The organism is Lactiplantibacillus daoliensis, from assembly GCF_005405005.1.
GTDB lineage: Bacteria > Bacillota > Bacilli > Lactobacillales > Lactobacillaceae > Lactiplantibacillus > Lactiplantibacillus daoliensis.
The window spans coordinates 80,619-99,646 of the sequence record NZ_BJDH01000002.1 but is presented as its reverse complement, the minus strand read 5'-3'; the positions used below and the strand labels follow the sequence as shown (position 1 = coordinate 99,646).

The window sequence follows — 19,028 nt, the reverse complement described above, 5'->3', positions numbered from 1 at the left end:
ACTGATTGATAATTGCGGGTATGCTATAATTTAGGTTAGATTTTAATTGGAAATTAAGCAAAAAGCAAGGCTGCGGTTCGACAGGGTGTATCCGCAACTAAACCAGTTACCATTAATTTAATTTAAGTAAGGGGTATTCATATGCAAGTAGCAATCGGTATTGTGGTTGTCGCGCTTGTGATTTACGCTGCGATCAAGGGCTTTCAACTGTACATAGATAAACAAGTTCGACAGTTAACGGCACAGAAACAAGCGTTAGTCGAGCAAGTTCAAGCGACCGACTTTGAAAAAATTGAAAGTCTCGGTTTGACCGGCGGATCACTGGCAAAACTAGAAACACTGCAAAATGATGGACAGGTCTTACGGGATGATCGTTTGCCAGCCATTGATGAACGCTTGACCGAAATTACTGCCGCCGCCCACAGTATTAAATTTTTGGACGCTAATCAGAACATTAAAAAAGTTGAACAGTCTTTAACGGTGATTGAAACCAAGATTGGGACGATCAACGAAGGGTTAAAGGCGTTAGACGCGGCTGACCAAGCTCATCGTCAAGCTGTTGCTAGTTTGGAAAAGAAATATCAGGACTTGCGTAAAACGTTGCTGTCGCAAAACTTTTCATTTGGACCGAGTATTGACCAACTGGAAGATCAATTGGCAAACTTGGAAAATGATTTTGACAAGTTTTCTCAACTCGCCAAGGCTGGGGATCATGATGCAGCGGAACAAGTATTGGATAAGTTGCGTCATGACACCAGTTCTCTAGAAATGGATATTGATCGGGTGCCACCGATTTACAAGGATCTTGTCAGTGGCTTCCCAGATCAGTTAAATGAACTTGAAACAGGTTACCATCAATTGATTGACCAGCATTTCCATTTTGAAGTGGCGAAGATTGAACCAGAAATTCACGCTTTGACGCAGGCGATTGATGATAACATTAAGTTGTTAGGCGAATTAAAGGTCTCAGACGCTGAGGCAGGTAATCACGCAATTGAAAAACGAATTGACCATTTATACGACGTGATGCAGGTTGAAATTGACGCTAAAGCAGTTGTGGATCAAAAACAAGACGAAATCAGTCAATTTTTGACCCATGCCACGAATCAAAATCAACGGTTACAAGTGGAATTAGATCGGTTGGCACAGAGTTATACGTTAAATGATCACGAAGTTGAACGGACCCGTGAGTTAGGGGAACAACTAAAAAATATTCAAGATGTTTATCAGGCTGACACAACGGCTTTGACTACGAATCAGGCGGTATTTAGCCAAATTTCCAATCACTATGCGGAACAAGATAAGCAATTGACCGGCATTGAGTCCGAACAGGTTGCCATTAACGACAGCGTTGCCGGATTAGCGGCTGAAGAAGCTAAGGCTCATGACACGTTGCAACGCTTTGACTTTGAAATTCATGCGGTTAAGCGGCAAGTGGAGAACTTGAACTTACCTGGATTACCGAAAGATTATCTCGACTATTTCATGGTTGTGACCAAGGAAATTGAGCGCTTAGATCATGATATTAATAAGTTGGTTATTAATATGGATGATATTACGAAACAATTAATTGTGATTCAGGCGGATATGGCAACTTTGAAAGAGAAGACGACCGATTTAATTGACTCAGCCGTATTGTCTGAACAGTTGTTACAATATGCCAATCGGTACAAAACGAATCATGAAGAGGTCCAAGCAGCAAGTGTGGAAGCGCAACGGTTATTCAATGAAGAACATGACTACGCACGCAGCTTAGAAGTGATTGCAACGGCGATTGATAAAATTGACGCAGGCGCTTATAAGCGGATCGAAGATAGTTATTATACCCAGAAGCAAGCTGATAAACCGTCATAAGCCGTCATTAAAGCCACTGTTAAAGGTGGCTTTTTGCTTGGCGTCAAAACAAAAATGCTTGTTTCAGTGTCGTTATTTGGTATAATTGCAAAGAATTCTTATCGAAAGACCGTGTAGGCACGGCTTTTAGGGAAAGTGAAGGCTTTAGAATGATTTATTTCGACAATAGTGCAACCACAAAAGTTGCACCATCAGTATTAGAGACCTATACGACCGTCTCACAAAAGGTTTGGGGTAATCCATCTAGTTTGCACAATTTTGGCGAAACAGCTTTTCATTTATTGGAACAGTCACGTCAGCAAATTGCAGACTTACTGGGTGCCAAGCCTTACGAAATCTTCTTTACCTCGGGTGGTACGGAAGGCGACAATTGGGTGGTCAAAGGGACAGCCACGGCGAAGCGCACGTTTGGTAAACATCTGATTACGACTGCTGTAGAACATCCAGCCATTCATAATTCAATGGTGCAATTAGAAGAACTCGGCTTTGACGTGACTTATTTACCCGTTGATAAGGAAGGTCGAATCTCAATCGATGACTTGAAAGCCGCCATTCGACCAGATACGATCTTGGTTTCTGTCATGGCCGTGAATAATGAAATCGGGACGATTCAACCTTTAACCGAAGTGGCGGACGTCTTAAAACAATATCCAAAGATTCATTTTCATATTGATGCGGTTCAAGGGATTGGTAAAGGCATCCAAGAGATGATCATGAACGATCGGGTTGATTTTGTGACATTTTCTGGTCATAAATTTCATGCGCCCCGCGGCGTTGGGTTTATTTATGCGCGTTCTGGCCGTAAGTTGGCGCCGCTGATGACCGGTGGTGGCCAAGAAAACAATTGGCGTTCTGGAACCGAAAATGTGCCTGCCATTGCCGGTATGGCGAAAGCGTTACGACTCTTATTAACGGATGAAACCGAAAAAGTTGCTCGCGAACGGGCCATTAAGCAACGGGTGTATGACCACATCAAGGAATTCAACAAGGTCACGATTTTTAGCCAACCAACGGACGGCTTTGCACCACATATTCTATGTTTCACGATTAATGGGGTGCGTGGTGAGACCATTGTGCATGCTTTTGAAGATCAAGGGATTTATATTTCAACGACGAGTGCTTGCTCGTCGAAGAAACACTTGGCTTCCAGCACGCTGATGGCGATGAATACGCCTGAAGCTATCGCGACGAGTGCCATTCGGATTAGTCTGGATGAAAACAACACGCTAGCTGAAGCGGATGAATTTAACCGTGTCTTTGATAAATTATATAAGCGATTCTCTAAAATTAATGCAGACGCTTAACTGAAAGGAACTAATGCCATGCAATACACTGAAATTATGGTGCGTTACGGCGAACTCTCGACTAAAGGGAAGAACAAACGTAACTTTATCGACAGTTTAGGCCGCAACGTCCGCAAAGCACTGCACGATTTCCCAGAACTGAAGGTTCACGCTGACCGTGACCGAATGCACATTGCCTTAAATGGTGAGGATGCTACCAAGGTCATTGGCCGCTTGAAATTAGTTTTTGGGATTCAAAACTTCTCACCAAGTATCCGGGTGCCCCAAGACATGGATGCGGTTTATGAAACCGCAATTGAAATGGTACGCGCCCAGTTCAAACCTGGAATGACGTTTAAGGTATACACGCGCCGTTCTGATCATAACTTTGAATATGATACGAATGACATCAATGATATGTTAGGTGGTCAAATCTTAGATCACGTCGACGGTATTCAAGTAAAAATGAAGCAACCAGACATTGTAATCCGTGTAGAGGTTCGTCCTAACGGGATCTTCTTATCATCCGAAACCATTCAAGGTGCCGGTGGGTTGCCCGTTGGCACTGCCGGTAAAGGGATGTTGATGCTTTCTGGTGGGATTGATTCGCCGGTTGCCGGTTACTTGGGCATGAAGCGTGGCGTAAATATGGAAATGGTACATTTCTTCAGTCCGCCATACACGAGTGAACAAGCGCTCGCCAAGGCTAAGCAATTAGCCTCTACCTTAGCAAGTTATTCTGGTAGTGTGAAATTCATCCAGATTCCATTCACGGAAATCCAAGAAGAAATCAAAGAAAAGGTGCCCGAAGGTTATCTGATGACTGTTCAACGCCGTTTGATGATGCGTTTGATGGATGCCGTTACCCGCGAACGGCATGGGAAAGCTATTTTCAATGGTGAATCATTAGGCCAAGTCGCTTCACAAACGATGGATAGTATGATTGCTATCAACGATGTCACGGCATTGCCTGTATTGCGCCCAGTTATTTCAATGGATAAGACCGAAATCATTAAGATTGCGGAAGAGATCGATACGTATAACTTGTCAATCATGCCATTTGAGGATTGCTGTACGATCTTTGCGCCACCAGCACCAAAGACGCATCCAAAACTTGATCGTTCGCGTGCTTATGAAGAACGCATCGACGTTGAAGGTTTAATGCAGCGTGCGATGGCTGGCATCAAGATTACGGAAATCAAACCGGGCGAGAACTATATGAATACCCAGGAAGATGTGTTTGCAGAACTACTGTAAATTGTCTTGCCGATCAAAATAGCTTAGCTTAAAACTCGTTTCAGCCTAAAAAGCCGAAACGAGTTTTTTTAGCAACTGAATTAATTTTCGATAATAATAAAGATATTTATATGGACCAAGCTAATGCCAAAATGACTTTGATGGGAACCGCTAGCAATAATTCGGGGAATTTTAAAGTTATTGTTTGCGACCGACTCCAGTTTGCGGTACATTTGAAGCATACTAGTCAAACTAGTAGTCGTTAGCTTAATCAAGTTATTGAAGGGGTGTTTGCTGTGCAAGTATTATTTCATGATCAGCCGTTAGACTTAGTTGGAGAACCTTTAAAAGATGGTGCTGAATTACCTAAGTTTAAAGTGTTCACAACGCATAATGAGAAACTCAAGACCAAAGATCTTTTAGGCAAGCCCGCGTTGATTAGTGTCATGCCCGATATCGATACTCGGGTCTGCTCCATTCAGACGAAGAAGTTTAATCAACAGGCCGACCAGTATCCACATATCCAATTTTTGGCCGTTTCGAACAATTCAATTGCGGATCAAGCTGGCTGGTGTGCTAAGGAAGGCGTCAAAAATTTGACGGTCGTTTCAGATGAAGAGCTTTCCTTTGGTTATGCCACCAATTTATACTTGCCAAATAACGGGACGTTAGCACGCGCGATTTACGTCGTTGATGCTGAAGGTAAAGTCGTTTATCACGAAATTGTCCCTGAAATGACGCACGAACCAAATTATGTTGCGGCTTTAGATGCCCTCAAGCAATTTGAATAAGCATTGACGCCCGATTATAAATTGATTACAATAGGAACATTCAAGCAATGAGCAAGAGAGTAACTTAAAGATACGTCCTCAGAAAGAAAACGGTGCTGTAAGTTTTTGATGTGTTTTTAAGTGAAGGTAGCTTGCGAGCTGTTGACCTGAAACTTGAGTAGGGTCGACCGGACGGATACGCCGTTCGTTAACAATAATGTTTAAGTGTGAAGAGTAGCGTGGCGAAGCTAAATTGCCGAAACGCGCTATCAGCGACAGCGACCTGTGCTTGCTACGCTACTGATAGAATGCCAAAAGCGCATCATATCAGTAGCTAGGCAATGCTCGGTAGCTGTTCGTCGCTGATAACGCTCTTTAAATTTAGGTGGTACCGCGAAGTCTATTCGTCCTAATGTTAATTTAGGAGAATAGGCTTTTTTCGTGCCAAAAATGAAAGGATGGACCCATATGTCAGAAGATTTAACTACTGATATGCCAACTAAGTATGACCCCACCGCTGTTGAAAAAGGTCGGTATCAAACTTGGTTGGATGAAGGCTTATTTAAGCCATCAGGTGACAAGAAAGCACAACCTTATTCAATCGTTTTACCCCCACCAAATGTGACAGGTAAGTTGCATTTAGGCCATGCTTGGGATACGACGTTACAAGATATCATCATTCGTCAAAAACGGATGCAAGGTTTTGATACGCTCTGGTTACCAGGGATGGATCATGCTGGGATTGCAACCCAAGCTAAGGTTGAAGCTAAGTTACGGGAACAAGGTGTCAGCCGTTACGACTTAGGTCGGGAAAAGTTTGTCCAACAAGTTTGGGATTGGAAAGACGAATACGCTTCAATCATCAAGCAACAATGGGGCAAAATGGGCCTGTCACTCGACTATTCACGTGAACGCTTCACGATGGACAAAGGGTTGTCTGACGCAGTTAAGAAAGTCTTTGTGACCCTCTACAAAAAAGGCTTAATTTATCGTGGTGAATATATCATCAACTGGGATCCGCAAGCTCGGACGGCGTTGTCAGATATTGAAGTGATTCATAAGGATGACCAAGGGGCGTTTTACCACGTCAAGTACCCATTCGCTGATAAAGACTATACGTTTAATGGCAAACATTACATTGAAATTGCCACGACTCGTCCTGAAACGATGATGGGTGACACGGCGGTTGCTGTTAACCCCAGTGATGACCGTTATAAGGAGTTGGTCGGTAAGGAAGTTATCTTGCCATTGGCCGAACGTAAAATTCCAATTATTGCGGATGCATACGTTGATCCTGAGTTTGGGACTGGGATGGTAAAAATCACGCCAGCCCATGACCCTAATGACTTTAAAGTCGGTAATCGTCATGATTTGAAACGTATCAACACGATGAATGAAGATGCTTCAATGAATGCCAATGCTGGTAAATATGAAGGTTTGGATCGTTTTGCAGCTCGTAAAGCCATGGTTAAAGATTTACAAGACCAAGACTTGATGATCAAGATTGACCCAATTGTCCATAGCGTTGGGCATTCTGAACGGACGGGTGTTCAAGTTGAAGCTCGTCTGTCAACGCAATGGTTCGTTAAGATGAAGCCATTAGCTGAACAGGCCTTGAAGAACCAAAAAGGCGACGACAAGGTTAACTTTGTGCCAGATCGTTTCGAAGACACCTTTAATCAATGGATGGAAAACGTCCATGATTGGGTCATTTCACGACAACTCTGGTGGGGACATCAAATCCCAGCATGGTACAACAAGCAGACTGGTGAGACTTACGTTGATGTAGAACCACCAAAGGACATTGAGAATTGGGAACAAGATCCAGATGTTTTGGATACGTGGTTCTCGAGTGCTTTATGGCCATTTTCAACGATGGGTTGGCCAGATGAAAATGCCGAAGACTTCAAGCGGTATTTCCCAACCAATACGTTAGTGACTGGTTATGACATTATCTTCTTCTGGGTTTCACGGATGATGTTCCAAAGCCTTGAATTTACCGGTCGGCGACCATTTAAGAACGTCTTGTTGCATGGATTGATCCGTGACGAACAAGGCCGCAAGATGAGTAAATCTTTAGGTAATGGGATTGACCCGATGGATGTTATCAAGAAGTATGGGGCCGATGCCTTACGTTGGTTCTTATCAAATGGGTCGACAGCTGGTCAAGATGTTCGTTTCAGTTATACGAAAATGGACTCAGCTTGGAACTTTATTAACAAGATTTGGAATGCCAGTCGTTATGTCATCATGAATTTAGGCGACATGGATAAGCCAACCTTACCAGCTAAGTCTGAATGGACTTTAGCGGATAAATGGATTTTGAGTCGTTTGAATGCGACCGTTAAACAAGTGACGGATTGCTTCGAAAAATTTGATTTTGGTGAAGCTGGTCGGGCCTTATACAACTTTATTTGGAACGATTTCTGTGACTGGTATATTGAAATGAGTAAAGCTGTTTTGACGGGTGATGACGCCCAAGCTAAAGCCAACACGCAAAACGTTTTGGCCTATGTTTTGGATCAAATGTTACGCTTACTCCACCCAATCATGCCATTCGTAACCGAAAAGATTTGGTTGTCGATGCCACATGTTGGCAAGTCCTTAGTGGTTGCCGATTACCCAGTTGAACATGCCGAATTTGATGATGCCGCTGCTGAAAGCGATATGGCGTCATTGATCGAATTGATTACAGCGGTTCGGAGTATTCGGGCCGAGGCTAACGCCAAGATGTCTTCAGCCGTTGATCTGTTGATCAAGACAGATAGTACACGGTTGCAAAACGTCTTCAAGACCAATGAAGACTATATTGACCGTTTCGCTCATCCGAAGACATTGTCAATTGGTGCCGATGTCGAAGCACCTAAATTAGCCATGACACAAGTGATCAGTGATGCAGAACTATATATTCCATTGGCTGAATTGGTTGATTTAAACGAAGAAGTCAAGAAACTTGAAAAAGAACAGGCTAAGTTTGAAAGTGAAGTTACGCGGGCCACTAAGAAGCTCGGTAACGAACGTTTCGTTGCCAACGCACCGGAAGATGTTGTTGCTAGCGAAAAAGAAAAATTGGCTGACAATGAAAGCAAACTCGTTGCCACTAAGCAACGATTAGTTGATATTAAAGCCCAAGCTTAGACAAAACAGAAAGTCTATCGAACCTACAAAGGTTTGGTAGACTTTTTTGTCGTTCTAGTTGAAAAAGGGTAAAATATGTCATTGAAGTTTAAGCTTAAAATGGTCTTTTCCGCCTCCCAGTCGATTCCTAAAATGCTGGAACGCCATGGGCCATTTTGAAGCCAAAGGGCGGTCTTCAAAACTGACCTTGGTCTAAGCCTGAGAAGGGCACTCAGACTAAGACCAATTTCACGGCTGAGCATTTTAGAAACCGACCTCTCGGCTAGGCTACGATTGTCTTGGTTGACGGGCTTTGACGGCTGGGGGCTTAAATTGTGGTGCGTTTATCATAGATAAAGTCCAGCTTGTGAGTTAATTATAGACTATCCAGCGTGGTAATTAAGCACACAATATTTGAAGTTGGATGTAGTACCAAATGACTAATAGGTTGAAAGAGGAGCGATTCGTTTGATTGAAAACTATGAACAGGCGCTGGCATTTATTCATGGCCGCACGAAGTTTAAAAAGCTACCAACTTTGGAGCGGATGCGACGGTTCTTACAAGAACTCGACAATCCGCAACAAAAAATAAATGGGATTCATGTGGCAGGCACGAACGGTAAGGGGTCAACGGTGGCTAATTTACGCGAGTTATTTATGGCGGATGGCCTCACGGTAGGGACGTTCACGTCACCGTTCATTACGCGATTCAACGAACGTATCAGTGTTGACGGCGAGCCAATCAGTGATGATGACTTGGTCGCATTGGTTCAAAAAGTTCAGCCAGTTGTGGCGCAATTAGATGAAGCGTTACCAACGGGTGGGCCGACCGAATTTGAAATTATTACTGCGATGATGTTTGTTTACTTTGCCACCCAACCCATCGACATTGCCATTATTGAAGTCGGCTTAGGTGGCTTGTATGATTCGACCAACGTCTTTACACCGAAAGTTAGCGCGATTACGACGATTGGCTACGATCACATGCAAATTTTGGGCAATACGCTGACTGAGATTGCAACACAAAAGGCGGGGATCATCAAATCCAACGTGCCAGTAGTCGTTGGCAAATTACCTGCAGAAGCCCAGGCAGTGATGGTAGCGACAGCGACCAAACAGCAGGCACCGTTACAAACGTTAGGCGTAGATTTTAGAACCACGTTATTGCCGCCACAAGGTTGGGAAGAACGTTTTGATTTTGATGACACTGACGATCATTTCAAAGGTTTAACGACACCGTTACTTGGCGATTATCAGGTAGACAATGCTGCGGTTGCATTGGCCACTTATTTGACCTATCATCGCCAAGCACAATTACCAGTCAATGCGCGTGACGTGCGGCAAGCACTAGCTAACACGACTTGGCCAGGTCGCCTAGAACGTTTGAATCAGGAACCACTAATTTTGATTGACGGCGCTCACAATGAACCAGCTGTGACCGAATTAGCAGCAACACTTAAGGAACGTTTTGGTCAGCAAATGGTCTACGTTATTTTTGCGGTGTTAGCGGACAAGCAACATGCTCAGATGATTCAAACTCTGGCAAAGTTGCCGAATGTGCGTTTGTTGCTGACACAGTTTGCCGGGCCCAATCCGAAACGCCAAGCAACTTCACCAAGCGAATTAGCGGCTGAACTGCCAGCTCATCACGAGGCGCCGATTTTTGCGGATTGGCAAGCCGCACTTGTGGCCGCAACCAGTGAAATGTCCAGCGATGATGTGTTGTTGTTGACCGGGTCGCTCTACTTTATTTCAGATGTGCGCGCATATTTTAAAACGCAAGGTTAATCAAATTACGGAACTGCCTAGTAGAATAGGAGGCTTTCGTATGAGTTTATTGACTGGTCGTACCGATGACCATGGGACACAGATTCACGAGTTAATTCAGACGTATTTTGGTGGGTTCTTAGATCCAACGGCGGCCAACGCCGCGACCCTAGCTTTTGAGGACAGTTATCCAGCAACGCAAGTGATGGCGTGGTCACAACAGCCTGATGCTAATCCACTTTGGAACAGTTTGTTAACGGCCTTGCGGTGTGGGCGACTGTTACAGCAACAACCGCGAGTGGTTTTAGGCCAAGTTTATGGCAGTCAACAAATCGGTGAGGAGTTGTGCCATGACTTTGCTGGGTTACCGCAAGAGCAATTGCTGCTACTTTGTTTAGATACTAAGAATCAGATCTTGAAACGGCAAGTGGTGTTTCAAGGCACGTTGAATGCTTGTCCGGTTCATCCGCGTGAGATTTTTCAGGCAGCGCTGCTGACCAACACTGCGAGAGTGGTGATTGCCCACAATCATCCGAGTGGTGACTGTGAGCCGTCTCGCAAAGATATTGAATTTACAGAACGACTAGTCGCTGGTGGCACTTTACTTGGGTTGCCACTCTTGGATAGCTTTGTCATCGGTGAGTCAGACTACTTTAGTTTCGCTGAGCAGGGATTGTTAAACTGTAATACGGATTCTAAATAAAATATGTTAAAATAACGGGGTTAGGGTGAGTGTTTTGCTCGCTTTAATCTCGCTTTTTTGTTAAATTTTATCTAAGTTCAATCGTGACACTGTATTTTTTGAGTGTTTACGGTATGCTAGGATTTAGGCAGTATTTTTAATACTGGGCTATTATGCTATAATACTTACTATTGTGACTTATAAAAATTAAAATGTAATTGATGAAGGGATGAATGTAGTGTTCGGATTTGGGACTAAAAATATCGGGATCGATCTCGGTACTGCCAATACGATTGTGTACGTTGACGGCAAGGGCATCGTACTGCGGGAACCATCCGTAGTTGCGAAGAACACGAAGACTGGTGAAATCGTGTCTGTTGGCTCAGACGCTCGTGAAATGATTGGACGGACTCCTGCAAGTATTGTAGCGATTCGACCAATGAAAGACGGGGTCATTGCGGATTACGATACCACCGTTGCGATGATGAAGTATTTTATTCAAAAGACTTTAGGCCGTTCAAACGGGAAACCTTATGTCATGGTTTGTGTACCATCTGGTGTCACGGAAGTTGAAAAGCGTGCTGTGATTGATGCCACTCGGGTTGCCGGTGCGCGTGACGCTTATGTGATTGAAGAACCATTTGCCGCTGCGATTGGGGCTGGCTTGCCAGTCATGGATCCAACCGGTAGCATGGTTGTTGATATTGGTGGTGGGACTACCGATGTGGCAACGATTTCCTTAGGAGGGATCGTCTCAAGCCGTTCGATTCGGATGGCTGGCGACAAAATCGATGATTCAATCATCTATCATGTCCGTCAAAAGTTTAACTTATTAATTGGTGAACGTACCGCAGAACAACTTAAGATCGCTGTCGGTTCAGCTTCATTAGAAGCTGCTGAAGACATTGAAAGTACCACGATTCGCGGTCGGGATCTCTTAACTGGTTTACCAAAGACGGTCGAAATTACAGCGGTTGATGTTTCCGAAGCTATTCAGGAAATCGTTTCTGAAATTATTTCCGCAATCAAGGAAACGCTTGAAGAAACTTCACCAGAAATTGCTTCTGACGTCATTGACCACGGGATCGTTTTGACGGGTGGTGGCGCCTTATTGAAGAATCTTTCCGAAGTGATTGCCGACGAAACCAAAGTGCCAGTATTCATTGCGAACGAACCGCTCGATTGTGTAGCGGTCGGGACCGGTGAATCACTTAAGAGCATTGATGTTATGAAAAAGCGATAACAGGTGAGCGGGAAGATGACTTCCCGCTTATTTATTGTTAAATCTTTGAATTTTCGACCGGGGGTTCATTATGCAAAAGTTTTTCTCAAACCGTAAATTGGTCATTGCGATTATTATCTTAATTATCAGTTTCGGCTTGATGAGCGTTTCTGTCGCGATTCGGGATCGTAAATCGACGCCACCATTAGTCCAGCAGTTTGGCAATGATGTGGCGGGCGCAGTTGATCGCGTGGTTGCTTTACCGGTCAATGGGTTGCAAGGTGCTACGAATTCCGTCTCAGACTTATTGAACACTTATCAAGAAAATCAAAAATTAAAGAAACAAGTTGACCAATTAGCACAAGCTAAGGTCAATGCACAGACTGCGACTGCGGAAAATAAGCAATTGCGGAAGGAATTAAAGCTTAATAAGGCCCTGACTGATTATACGGCCGTGACCGCGAATGTTTTGACTCGGACACCATCTTCATGGATGAACCAATTGGTTATTTCTAAAGGTGCAACGGCCGGTGTTAAGAAGAATATGCCAGTTATGTCACAATCCGGGCTAATCGGTCGGGTCGTCGAAGTCAATCAGACCAATTCAAAGGTTGAACTGATTTCAAATACCAGTTCATCTGCGGATAAATTTGCCATTCAGATTACCAATTCTGCTGGTAAGACCGTTAATGGGATTGTCACAGGTTTTGATAAGAGTGATAATCTCATTGAAATGGGTTCCGTGACCTCATCCGTTAAAATTAAAAAGGGTGATAAGGTTATCACGAGTGGTTTAGGTGGCTTAACACCTAAGGGACTCTATGTCGGGACCGTCGCCAAAGTCAAACAAGACGATTACGGGCTGGCTTCAGAAGTTGAAATCAAACCTGCTGCCGACCTGACTGACTTAACAGTCGTTACGGTTGCTGAACAATAGGGGAGGTGCAACTTTGAAATCACGATTAAGAATTATCTTCCCAATTGGTTTGTTTTTAGCCCTGTTTTTGGATGGGTCCTTGTCGAATGTGTTTGCAGGGAGTTTGTTCAAATATCCCTACTCAAGTGTCTTACATCTAGTTCTGCTATGGCTTATCTTTGCAGTCTTTTTAGATGAACGTGATGACTTGCCAGTCGTGGCTTGGTCAGCGTTTGCTGGGCTGGTTTTCGATTGGTTTTACACTGGGGTTTTTGGTGTTTACTTGATTGCACTACCACTCGTGGTCTATTTGTGTCGTCAAATCAAACCTTGGTTAGATTTGAACTTTTTGACGTTACTAATGGTCTACATTATTAACTTAACGATCGTTGAAGCGTTTGTGTACATTTGGTATATGATCAGCAAGATTGTGACGAGTAACTTGGCCGATTTTGCGGTTTATACATTAGGACCGACGATTGCCGTAAATCTGGCTATTTTCGTGATTTTGTATTATCCGGTACGGCAGTTATATCTAAGAGTTGATTAGTCGGTAGAAAGGAATTCGAGCATGCAACAGAGTGTGATTTTAAAAGCCAGTAATGATGGTTATGACTTGATTTTTCGACAAGCCGCCAGTTTTGATGCCATTATGGTCGATTTGAAAGCTTTGTTAGACCGGCTACAAGTCGACAACACGACTGATAAACAAATCTCTTTTGATATGAGTACCGAGGGCCGTTTATTGACCGCTGAACAGACCCAAAAAGTCACGCAGTTAGTCAATCGCTATTCATTATTCAGTATTCATAAATTAACTGCTGATGTGATCATGGCTTCAGATGCGTTAGCAATGGTTGAACGCAATACTGTTCATTTGGTGAATCAAATTGTACGTAATGGTCAGGTGTTAGAAGTCACTGGTGATGTGTTGTTTTTTGGAAAAATCCATGAAGGCGGTGTGTTACGAGCGACCGGTAGTATTTTTGTGATGGGAGACATTGCTGGTGTGTTAGAGGCCGGTTATCCTGATCATAATGATGCTGCAATCGTTTGTGATCTAGCGACCGTACCCCGTGTACGAGTCGGTGAATTAATCGAATTAGTTGATAAAGAAAAAATCGTGGCCGGGACGAATGTCGTTTACATTAATGATATTCAAGCCCTCGACTATGTCCCGCTGAACCAATTGAAACGGGTCCGGCCAAAATTATTTACGCGGAATGGAGGACGTCTTTAATGGGAAAAGCAATTGTGGTCACTTCTGGTAAAGGCGGCGTTGGTAAAACAACGACGACTGCCAATCTTGGTACGGCTTTAGCTTTGATGGGCAAGAAAGTTTGCCTGGTTGATTTGGATATTGGATTACGGAATTTAGATGTGATCCTCGGTTTGGATAACCGGATTTTGTATGACATCGTGGATGTTGTCGAAAACCGGGCCCAAATTCGTCAAGCCTTAGTGAAGGATAAGCGGTTTGATGATCTCTTATTCCTACTTCCTGCGGCTCAAAACGCGGATAAGGATTCCTTGAATCCAGACCAAGTTAAGGCAGTCGTGGATGAATTAAAACCTGATTTTGACTATATCCTGTTGGATTGTCCAGCCGGGATTGAACGGGGATTCATGAACGCGATTGCCGGTGCTGACGCTGCTATTATTGTCTCGACGCCAGAAATTTCGGCAATTCGGGATGCTGATCGGGTCGTTGGTTTATTGGAACAATACCCATTAGCTGAAGCGCCTAAACTAGTCATTAATCGGATTCGTCGCCGGATGATGCAAGATGGGGAAACGATGGATATTGATGAAATTACCCATCACTTGTCGATTGATCTATTAGGAATCGTTTTTGATGATGATGCGGTTATTCGGACGTCTAATAATGGGGAACCCATCGTACTCGATCCGAAAAATGCGGCGGCACAAGGCTATCGAAATATTGCCCGTCGAATTGAAGGTGAAACCGTGCCACTGATGAATATTGAGCAACAAAAACCAGGCGTTTGGTCGCGGTTTACCAGTATTTTTCATCGAAATAAGTAAAATAGGGCTTGACGTGTGACCAGCTTTTGGTTATTATGAGAACAACATTAAAAAACAGAGAACAGAAGAGTAGTACTTCAACTATTGAGCAGAGAATCGGCGGGGCTGGAAAGTCGATCATAGTTGGTGGACGAACCACATCTGTGAGTTGAATGGCTGAATTAAGTAAGCTGTTTCGGTTGGCCTCGTTAGCGGCGGAGTTTAGTGATAAACTCGCTGAGTTCAGTTGTGTGAGCAATTGAAAAAGATGAGGTGGCACCGCGATAAAATCGTCCTCTTAGGTTTCAGACCTAAGGACGATTTTTTTGTATTTTTATCACTAAACTCCCTGAGACAGTAACTGTGAAGTTGCTGCGAAGTGAGGTGGCACCGCGCATAGACGTCCTCTTGAGAATTTTTCTCGAGAGGACTTTTTTGTTACTGTGATAAAAATTAGGAGGGAAAGCTTATGCATTATATTTCAGAAATCTTGCCATCATTATTATCCGGCGCCGGCATGACGCTACAAATTTTTCTTTGGACGTTGATTGGATCATTACCATTAGGACTGATTTTAAGTCTAGGCTTAATTTCAAAAATTAAACCGTTACAATGGCTTATCAACTTTTATGTTTGGCTCATGCGTGGGACACCGTTGTTGTTGCAATTGATCTTCGTTTTCTATGGCTTACCTCTGATTGGAATCGTCTTTCCACGGTATGAAGCGGCGTTATTCGCGTTTATTTTAAACTATGCGGCTTACTTCGCAGAAATCTTTCGGGGCGGGTTACAATCGATTGATAACGGTCAGTATGAAAGCGCGCGGGTCCTACGGTTAAGTTATGGTCAAACCATTCGTAAGATTGTGATCCCACAAGTGGTCAAAATTGTTATTCCTTCAGTTGGGAATGAAGTCATCAACTTGATCAAGGATTCCTCATTAGTCTACGTTATCGGGATTGGTGATCTCCTGCGGGCTGGGAACGTTGCGACCGCTCGTGATGTCACGCTGGTACCATTGGTCTTAGTCGCCGTGCTCTACTTATTGCTCACCGCGGTAACGACCTTTGTCTTACGACGAATCGAAAAACGTTACAGTTATTGGAAATAAGGAGGGGTCAATATGTTAGAAATTAAAAATATTACGAAGAGTTTCGGCGATCGCACCATCATTAACAAGTTAAGTTTAACGGTTAAAGATGGTGAAATCTTGAGTATTGTTGGTCCCTCTGGTGCTGGTAAGACCACATTACTACGCTGTATTACAGGCTTGGAACAAGTTGATAGCGGCGATTTCTTAGTGGACGGTCAGCCGTTTGATCCTTATACTAACCGGTCAAATGACAGTGTGATTGGCGTTGTTTTCCAAAACTTCGAGCTCTTTCCACATTTAACAGTGTTGCAAAATATCACGTTAGCGCCAACGATGGTCCTCAAACAAAGTGAAGCGGCTGCAAAAGCTGAAGCCAACAAATTATTGGCTCGCTTAAACCTGGGTGACCACGGTGATCAGTATCCCTATCAACTCTCAGGTGGCCAACAACAACGGGTTGCGATTGCGCGAGCCTTAGCAATGAAACCGAACGTGCTGTGCTATGATGAACCAACGTCTGCGTTGGACCCAAATTTACGCCAAGAAGTTGAAAAGTTGATTTTAAGCCTGAAAGCTGATGGGATGACCCAAATCGTCGTTAGCCATGATTTAACTTTTGCTGAAAATATTGCGGATGAGATGTTACACGTTGAACCTAATCAATCGAAGTAGGAGGGGATTGCATGAAAAAAAGATTAATTTCATTGAGCTTACTCTTTGTGGTCCTCTTCGGGTTAGCTAGCACGTTGTCAGGGTGTGAAAATGTCACGACGCGGGCCGACACCCAAGATACTTGGTCCAAAATTAAACGGCGTGGCTCTGTCGTGGTTGGTTTGGATGATAGTTTCGTGCCAATGGGGTTTCGCGAAAAGTCGGGGAAGCTTGTTGGTTATGATATTGACTTGGCCCGGGCAGTTTTCAAACTGTATGGGATCAAAGTCAGTTTCCAGACAATCGATTGGTCGATGAATGCAACTGAATTGCGCAATGGGACAATTGATTTGATTTGGAATGGGTACACGAAAAATCCACAACGTGAAAAAGTTGTCGCGTTCAGCGATACTTATTTGAAAAATAAGCAAGTACTCGTTTCCTTAAAGAAAAATAATATTAACTCATTCAACGATATGACTGGTAAAACGCTGGGGGCTCAATCCGGGTCGTCTGGTTATGAATCGTTGGAAAATAATCCTAAATTGTTGAAAGATAAAATTGCCAAGAAAACCCCTGTTCAATACGATACTTTTACCAATGCTTTTCTGGATTTGAACGCTGGTCGGATTCAAGGTCTATTAATCGATAGTGTTTACGCAAACTATTACATCAAACATGAAGCGAACTCTGCGGATTACCATGAAACACAAGGCACATTCGACTCTGAGGACTTTGCCGTCGGGATGCGTAAGGGTGATAAGACCATGAAGGCTAAGATTAACGCTGGGTTGAAGACGTTAAAAGCCAATGGAACCTTAGCAAAAATCAACAAAAAATGGTTCGGTGATCAACAGGTTGAAAATTAAAAAAAGTGCGATTCAGGAATTAGCCTGAGTCGCACTTTTTTTGATTGAAGTCTATTTAAAAAATTCGTTATATAGCGCAATGACAGCTTGATCGGCGTCACGGTCGTGGACTCCGAACATGATTGAAATTTCGGAGGCGCCTTGGTTGACCATAATTAATTTAATTCCATGGTCAGCTAATGCGGTTGAAGCTCGTGACATGATACCGACACGATTACGCATGCTTTCACCGACAATCATCAAAATCGAATAGTCATGGGTGAAGTAAATCTCGTCAGGCTGAACAGCCGCCGCAATCTCAGTCTTGAGGGTTGCTTCTAGTTCGGGTGTCAATTGGTGCTCATCGAAAATAATCGTTAAGTCATCGATCCCAGAAGGCATGTGTTCATAACTCACATGATGATCTTCTAAAATGGTTAAAATCTTGCGGCCAAAGCCAACTTCTTTATTTAACAAGTATTTACGGATATATAAGGAACAGAAGCTAGAAGAGCTGGCAATCCCAGTGACCGGGTAGTCGGTACTATTATCCTTAGTGGATTTGATCAACGTCCCAGGTGCCTCTGGATGGTTCGTGTTTTTAACATTTACCGTAATGTTACCTTGAATGGCAGGAATCAGCGCTTCATCATGAAAAACTGAGAAACCAGCGTAAGAAAGTTCACGCATTTCACGGAAGGTCATTTCTTGAATGGCGGCCGGTTGAGCGACTAATGAGGGATTCACGGCATAGATGGCGTCAACATCTGTAAAGTTTTCATAGCGATCGGCGTTTACACCACGCGCAATGATGGCACCGGTAATATCGGAACCACCACGTGAAAACGTACAGATCTGGCCGTTACGGTTGTAGGCAAAGAAGCCTGGGATCACTAGGATTTGTTCACTATTTGCCCATTTAGCGAGGCTGGCGTAGCTACTGTCAATGATTTGCGCGTCGTCCGGAACATCGGTGACAACCATGCCGGCTTCTTTCGGATCCAAATAGCGCGCGTTTAAGCCGGATTTTGCAAAGACGGCGGCAACTAACTGCGCGTTCAATCTTTCGCCGTGGGCCTTAAACGTTGCCATCAAATACGTATTATCGGCGTATGTTTGTTTAGGTAAGTTTTTAATTGTGTCAAAAATAGGTGCTAATTGGGCGTCGGCAACATCGAAGCCGTGGCCAATTTCGGCGTAGCGATCAATGATGGTTTGCATAACTGCCGTGGTGTCTTGATGATGAATCGTTTGGCGAGCATACTGGATGAGTAGATCGGTGACTTTGGTATCGCCGTCGAACCGTTTACCTGGCGCAGAAACAATCACATATTTCCGTTGGTCGTCTGCTTTGACGATCGACAGTACTTTTTGTAGCTGGGTACTGCTGGCAAGCGAGCTGCCACCAAATTTAATTACTTTCACATTAAATCGCTCCTCAATTTTATCAATACTTCAAAGAATAGCAGACAAACCGCTTGTTTGCAATGTTAATATGACCTCATCTGACTCTCATTTTGACTCGCGGAGCGTTAACATTTAACCTTGATTTTCACCAACCGAT

General features: G+C 43.7%; 16 protein-coding genes and 2 other annotated features. Of the genes, 15 read left to right on the top strand and 1 reads right to left on the bottom strand.

Annotated features, from left to right (window positions below; genetic code table 11):
• Positions 1-141 precede the first annotated feature (141 nt).
• The 15 genes from ezrA (at position 142) to FFM64_RS02670 (ending at position 17,485) form a co-directional block, all read left to right on the top strand.
• Positions 142-1,854: a septation ring formation regulator EzrA gene (gene ezrA, locus FFM64_RS02740; RefSeq protein WP_137606476.1), complete on the top strand. Its 1,713-nt coding sequence runs from the start codon at positions 142-144 to the stop codon at positions 1,852-1,854.
• Positions 1,855-2,003: 149 nt separating this feature from the next.
• Positions 2,004-3,158 carry a cysteine desulfurase family protein gene (locus tag FFM64_RS02735; RefSeq protein ID WP_137606475.1) on the top strand — a complete coding sequence of 385 codons (1,155 nt, stop codon included), beginning with the start codon at positions 2,004-2,006 and terminating at the stop codon, positions 3,156-3,158.
• 18 nt (positions 3,159-3,176) lie between these two features.
• Positions 3,177-4,394, top strand: coding sequence for a tRNA uracil 4-sulfurtransferase ThiI (thiI, locus tag FFM64_RS02730; RefSeq protein WP_137606474.1), 1,218 nt, complete (start codon positions 3,177-3,179; stop codon positions 4,392-4,394).
• A gap of 275 nt (positions 4,395-4,669) precedes the next feature.
• Entirely contained in the window at positions 4,670-5,164 is a 495-nt protein-coding gene (tpx, locus tag FFM64_RS02725; RefSeq protein ID WP_137606473.1) for a thiol peroxidase, read from the top strand.
• Positions 5,165-5,202: 38 nt separating this feature from the next.
• Positions 5,203-5,558 (top strand) — a binding site (T-box leader).
• 53 nt (positions 5,559-5,611) lie between these two features.
• Positions 5,612-8,281, top strand: coding sequence for a valine--tRNA ligase (locus FFM64_RS02720; protein ID WP_137606472.1), 2,670 nt, complete (start codon positions 5,612-5,614; stop codon positions 8,279-8,281).
• A gap of 447 nt (positions 8,282-8,728) precedes the next feature.
• Entirely contained in the window at positions 8,729-10,048 is a 1,320-nt protein-coding gene (locus FFM64_RS02715; protein ID WP_137606471.1) for a bifunctional folylpolyglutamate synthase/dihydrofolate synthase, read from the top strand.
• A 40-nt stretch (positions 10,049-10,088) separates the two neighbouring features.
• On the top strand, positions 10,089-10,730 hold the full coding sequence (locus tag FFM64_RS02710; protein ID WP_137606470.1) for a JAB domain-containing protein: 642 nt from the start codon (positions 10,089-10,091) through the stop codon (positions 10,728-10,730).
• Positions 10,731-10,947: 217 nt separating this feature from the next.
• The gene (locus FFM64_RS02705) at positions 10,948-11,952 is read left to right on the top strand and encodes a rod shape-determining protein (RefSeq protein ID WP_137606777.1); all 1,005 of its coding nucleotides are present in this window, start codon (positions 10,948-10,950) and stop codon (positions 11,950-11,952) included.
• A gap of 70 nt (positions 11,953-12,022) precedes the next feature.
• Entirely contained in the window at positions 12,023-12,868 is an 846-nt protein-coding gene (mreC, locus tag FFM64_RS02700; RefSeq protein WP_137606469.1) for a rod shape-determining protein MreC, read from the top strand.
• A 13-nt stretch (positions 12,869-12,881) separates the two neighbouring features.
• Positions 12,882-13,397, top strand: a complete 516-nt coding sequence (mreD, locus tag FFM64_RS02695) for a rod shape-determining protein MreD (protein WP_137606468.1) — start codon at positions 12,882-12,884, stop codon at positions 13,395-13,397.
• A gap of 21 nt (positions 13,398-13,418) precedes the next feature.
• Positions 13,419-14,087 (top strand): septum site-determining protein MinC, encoded by a 669-nt coding sequence (locus FFM64_RS02690; protein WP_137606467.1) that lies wholly within the window; start codon positions 13,419-13,421, stop codon positions 14,085-14,087.
• A complete protein-coding gene (minD, locus tag FFM64_RS02685; RefSeq protein WP_137606466.1) occupies positions 14,087-14,893 on the top strand; it encodes a septum site-determining protein MinD in 807 nt (268 codons plus the stop codon). Before FFM64_RS02690 ends, minD begins: the two co-directional genes overlap by 1 nt.
• A 48-nt stretch (positions 14,894-14,941) precedes the next feature.
• Positions 14,942-15,173: a binding site (T-box leader), on the top strand.
• A 168-nt stretch (positions 15,174-15,341) separates the two neighbouring features.
• Positions 15,342-15,983: an amino acid ABC transporter permease gene (locus FFM64_RS02680; RefSeq protein WP_137606465.1), complete on the top strand. Its 642-nt coding sequence runs from the start codon at positions 15,342-15,344 to the stop codon at positions 15,981-15,983.
• A gap of 12 nt (positions 15,984-15,995) precedes the next feature.
• Positions 15,996-16,637 carry an amino acid ABC transporter ATP-binding protein gene (locus tag FFM64_RS02675; RefSeq protein ID WP_137606464.1) on the top strand — a complete coding sequence of 214 codons (642 nt, stop codon included), beginning with the start codon at positions 15,996-15,998 and terminating at the stop codon, positions 16,635-16,637.
• Positions 16,638-16,648: 11 nt separating this feature from the next.
• On the top strand, positions 16,649-17,485 hold the full coding sequence (locus FFM64_RS02670; protein ID WP_137606463.1) for an amino acid ABC transporter substrate-binding protein: 837 nt from the start codon (positions 16,649-16,651) through the stop codon (positions 17,483-17,485).
• Between the two features lie 51 nt (positions 17,486-17,536).
• Here the strand turns inward: FFM64_RS02670 and FFM64_RS02665 are convergent, their stop codons facing one another.
• Positions 17,537-18,889: an aspartate kinase gene (locus FFM64_RS02665; RefSeq protein ID WP_137606462.1), complete on the bottom strand. Its 1,353-nt coding sequence runs from the start codon at positions 18,887-18,889 to the stop codon at positions 17,537-17,539.
• Positions 18,890-19,028: the final 139 nt, after the last annotated feature.